Source organism: Streptomyces sp. NPDC033229, assembly GCF_055576875.1.
This window is the reverse complement of record NZ_JBVIQR010000152.1, coordinates 1-3,410: the sequence shown is the minus strand read 5'-3', so window position 1 is coordinate 3,410 and position 3,410 is coordinate 1. Positions and strand designations below refer to the sequence as shown.

General features: G+C 69.0%; 3 protein-coding genes. 1 reads left to right on the top strand and 2 read right to left on the bottom strand.

The window, feature by feature from the left end; translation table 11 throughout:
• Positions 1-266: 266 nt before the first annotated feature.
• Positions 267-824 (bottom strand): telomere-protecting terminal protein Tpg, encoded by a 558-nt coding sequence (gene tpg, locus ACZ53N_RS36870; protein WP_469145071.1) that lies wholly within the window; start codon positions 822-824, stop codon positions 267-269.
• A 3-nt stretch (positions 825-827) separates the two neighbouring features.
• Positions 828-2,957 carry a telomere-associated protein Tap gene (tap, locus tag ACZ53N_RS36865; protein WP_469145070.1) on the bottom strand — a complete coding sequence of 710 codons (2,130 nt, stop codon included), beginning with the start codon at positions 2,955-2,957 and terminating at the stop codon, positions 828-830.
• A gap of 130 nt (positions 2,958-3,087) precedes the next feature.
• On the opposite strand from tap, the gene ACZ53N_RS36860 reads away from it, so the two are divergent.
• Positions 3,088-3,410 (top strand): hypothetical protein (locus ACZ53N_RS36860; protein WP_469145069.1); only part of this gene is annotated, 323 nt, incomplete at its 3' end.

Sequence of the window (3,410 nt, the reverse complement as noted above, 5' to 3'; positions counted from 1 at the left end):
GAATCCACCACCCTGTGCGTACCGCATACCTGTCGACGTACCGCAAGGATCAAGACCTGTCAGCACCTATGACAACACGAGTTCAGCCTCAGTAAGGCGCCGACTATGGCGCTGGCAAGCGTCATCCAAGGCATGAGCCAGAGGGTAGGACGCATGCCAGCATGCTAAAAGCGTGCCACAGCACTCCGCATGGGGAGCTGAGGCTTGACTTGTCAACTAGGACGCTCACTCACAGGAAAATCCGTGGTCATACTTTTCGCTCCTGATTAGTAATCCAGATCCAGGTAATCAATGTCATTGATTACCACGTCCGAGAGTCCCATAGCGCGGCCTCCGCCGTCCTGGAAATAGACGTCCTTAAATCCTTCGGCGATGATCCCGCGCATTTCCCGGTCGCTGGCTCCGGCGTCGCGGGCGTCGAACAGGCGCTGCGCGTACGCCGGGGGGAGGTGCACGGTGAGTCGCCGGAACCGTCCGTCGTCGGTCGTGCCGACCGGCGCGGTGTAGCCGAACCGGGCCCTCGTCTCCACCGTGATCCCGGTCGCGGCGGCGGCTTGCTTCCGCCGGCGCTTGCGCACCTGCGGCTGCCAGCGGGACCGTACAGCCGCGTCGATCTTCGCGGCGATGTCCTTCGGCGGGTGCTTGCGCTCGCCCTTGCGGTAGCGCTCCACCGACCGCTGGCTGACTCCGATTTCCTGGGCGACGGCCTTGGTTGTCTTGAGCTGCTTCATCAGGAAGTTGATGCGGCCCTGGAGGGTCTTGGGCGGCTCCCGGGTGAACGTCTCCCGGTCGGCACGCTCGATCGCGTCCTCGATCTCCCCCACCGGTTACTCCCCTTCGTCCAGGACGGCGTCGCCGCCCTTGATGTGGCGGGCCGGGTTCAGATTCTTCTCCATCAGGTCGACCGCCCACGAAAGTTCCTGGACTCCCTCCACCTTCGCCAGACCAGGCGTCGGCCCAAGGCGGAACCCGCCGGGCTGGGGCTTACCGGAGGCGGCGTACGGCAGGAAGCTCAGCGGGCTGTCGCCCGGCGAGGGGTAGACGACGCAGTCGGACAGCACCGCCAGCGGGTACAGGCCGGTCATCTTCACCATGTTGTTGAGCTTGCGGTGCATGTTGACCCGGGCCTTGCTGATGACGGCAGCGCGGATGTCGGGGCGCCAGGTCGGGCGCTCCAGGGCCGGCCACCGCTCCCCGTCCTTGTACTTGCGGCCCTGCGGGCGCTCGCGGAGCTTGCCGACGCCGCCCTTGACGGTCGCCTTGATGGCGGAGAGGACGGCGGCCAGGGCCGGGGCGACCTGCTTGTGCTGCTCCATCGCGGCGAGGAACTGCCGGTCGTCCAGGTCCTTGGTGACGCCGAGGTCGGCGAGGGTGTCGACGTACGCCGTCTTGAGCCGGTCGTGCCACGGGTCCAGGTACGCGCCCGTTTCCCGCCGCAGGTACGCCTCGATCGGGTGGACGTCGTGGCCGAGCTCCTGGGCGTAGGCGACGGTGTGCGTCTGGTACCAGGCCGGGCCCGTCGGGCGGGTGCCGTCCGGCGTGAACGGGCTGGGCAGGCGCGGGTCCAGCTCGATGTGACTGAGGTCGACCAGCCAGGAGCCGGGGATCTTCGGATTGAACTTCGGGGCGTGGAAGTGGTCCGGTCCGGACAGGCCGACGACCAGGCGGGCCGCGGCCGCGAGAAAGGCCGTGTTGAGGTCCAGGCCGATGGCGAAGGGCAGCAGGCACTCCTCATCGGTGAGCAGGTCCACCGGCCGCACCCACTGGTACGCCTCCTCGTTCAGGAAGCCTCCCGTCCAGCCGCTGTTCACGACGACGGGGTGCTCAGGAGTCGCCTCCGGCGGCGCCGGGTCCATCGGCTCCGTCCCCAGCGAGCCGGGGTTGTAGCCGGACACCCAGTTCCCGGTCTCGGGGTCCTGCACCGCCTTCGTCGGCGGGCGCAGCGCGGTCATCAGCTCCAGCCCGGAGACGGCCGTGGAGCCGCGCGGGGTGATGACCCGGGTCGCGTAGACGCCGAGGACGCGGGCGATGTCGGCCGGCTCCATCTCCGCCACGCCGGGCCAGGACCGTTCATCGAGGGCGTCCCAGGAAAGGATCGCGAGCTGCACGCACTGCCGCTCGCGGCCCTGGGCCTTGCGGTAGATCCGCGCCCACGGGCCGAATCCTCGCTGCGTGAGCTGCCACTTCGCCTTCGCCACCTGCTTGACCACCGGGTGGTCTTCGGGGAGGCGCAGGGAGCGGCGCTGCTCGTGGCCCTCCAGGTGCTCCGGCAGTCCGAGCTTCACGGCGGCGGCCGCGGTGAGCACGATCAGCGGGTCGCTGTCCTTGCCATAGCGGTTCAGTTTCGGCGCGCCGAGGCCGGACTCGCGCAGGGTCCACTCCACCAGCTCCACCACCGTGGTCGCCGGGCAGTCGAGCACGATCCCGTCGACGCCGTACGCGGAACCGTCGCCGTCCAGCACGGCGAGCGGACCGTGCGGGAAGCGCGGGTCGACGGCGGGCTTGGACATCTTCTTCGCAGCCGGGCGGCGCGACGACGCGGCGGGACGTGCGGCCGGGCGCTCCGGCGCGACCTGGACGGCGGGGGCCTCGGGTGCGGACGTCGCCTCCGGCTCGGGAACGGCAGCCGGACCGGTGAACGACTCCGGCACCGGAGCGCGCTGCGGCGCAGGCGCCGGGACGGACGCGGCCGTGGCGTCGACGCCGTGCGCGGGGTACTTCGCCGCCCAGCCGGACAGCAGCCGCTGGTACGCCTCCAGACGCGGCGACTTCGGCTCGGAGCGACCGTTCTCCCAGTTCTTCACCGTCTGGGTCGTCGACTTCAACGCCTGCGCGAGGCGAGCCTGCGTGATACCGGCGGCCTCACGCAGGCGGGCACGCTCCGCCGGGGGCGGGAGCTGCGGCTCCTCCTCCAGTAGAGCGTCGACGGACGCGAACAACTCTTCCTCAGATGCCATATGCCCCTACCTCCACCCCGGACACTAGCACAATTTAGCCTCCCGCTTAACCCATACTTTTAACCTGGTCGGATGGCGTGGGTGTCGCCGGCGGAGTCGGTACGGATCAGCGTCTGGCGCCCGCGCCGCCTTGCTGGACACGACCCGCGGCCGGGGATTCGTCGAGTTCAAGATGAAGGCGCCGTTGGTACAGACCGAGACGTCGTTCCCCACGTCGGCGAAGATGACAGGTGAGGGGACGGGGGACCCGTCTGCGGCCGGTAGTGTGACAGTGCAGGCGAACCCAGTGGACTGGACGGCGAAGCCGAAGGATGAGGGGCGTGCGGTGGTGCCGGGGGCGGTGGTTCCGTTCTCGGTTGATTACGGGAAGCTGTCGGGTACGCCGAAGAGTGCGGCGAAGCTGGTGCTCACCGCTACGGGCGGGTCGAAGTTCACCGGTACGACGCCGGCGGG

Bases quoted from the DNA above. Each gene is read 5' to 3' on its own strand.
- tap (WP_469145070.1), bottom strand. From the start codon at position 2,957: ATGGCATCTGAGGAAGAGTTGTTCGCGTCCGTCGACGCTCTACTGGAG.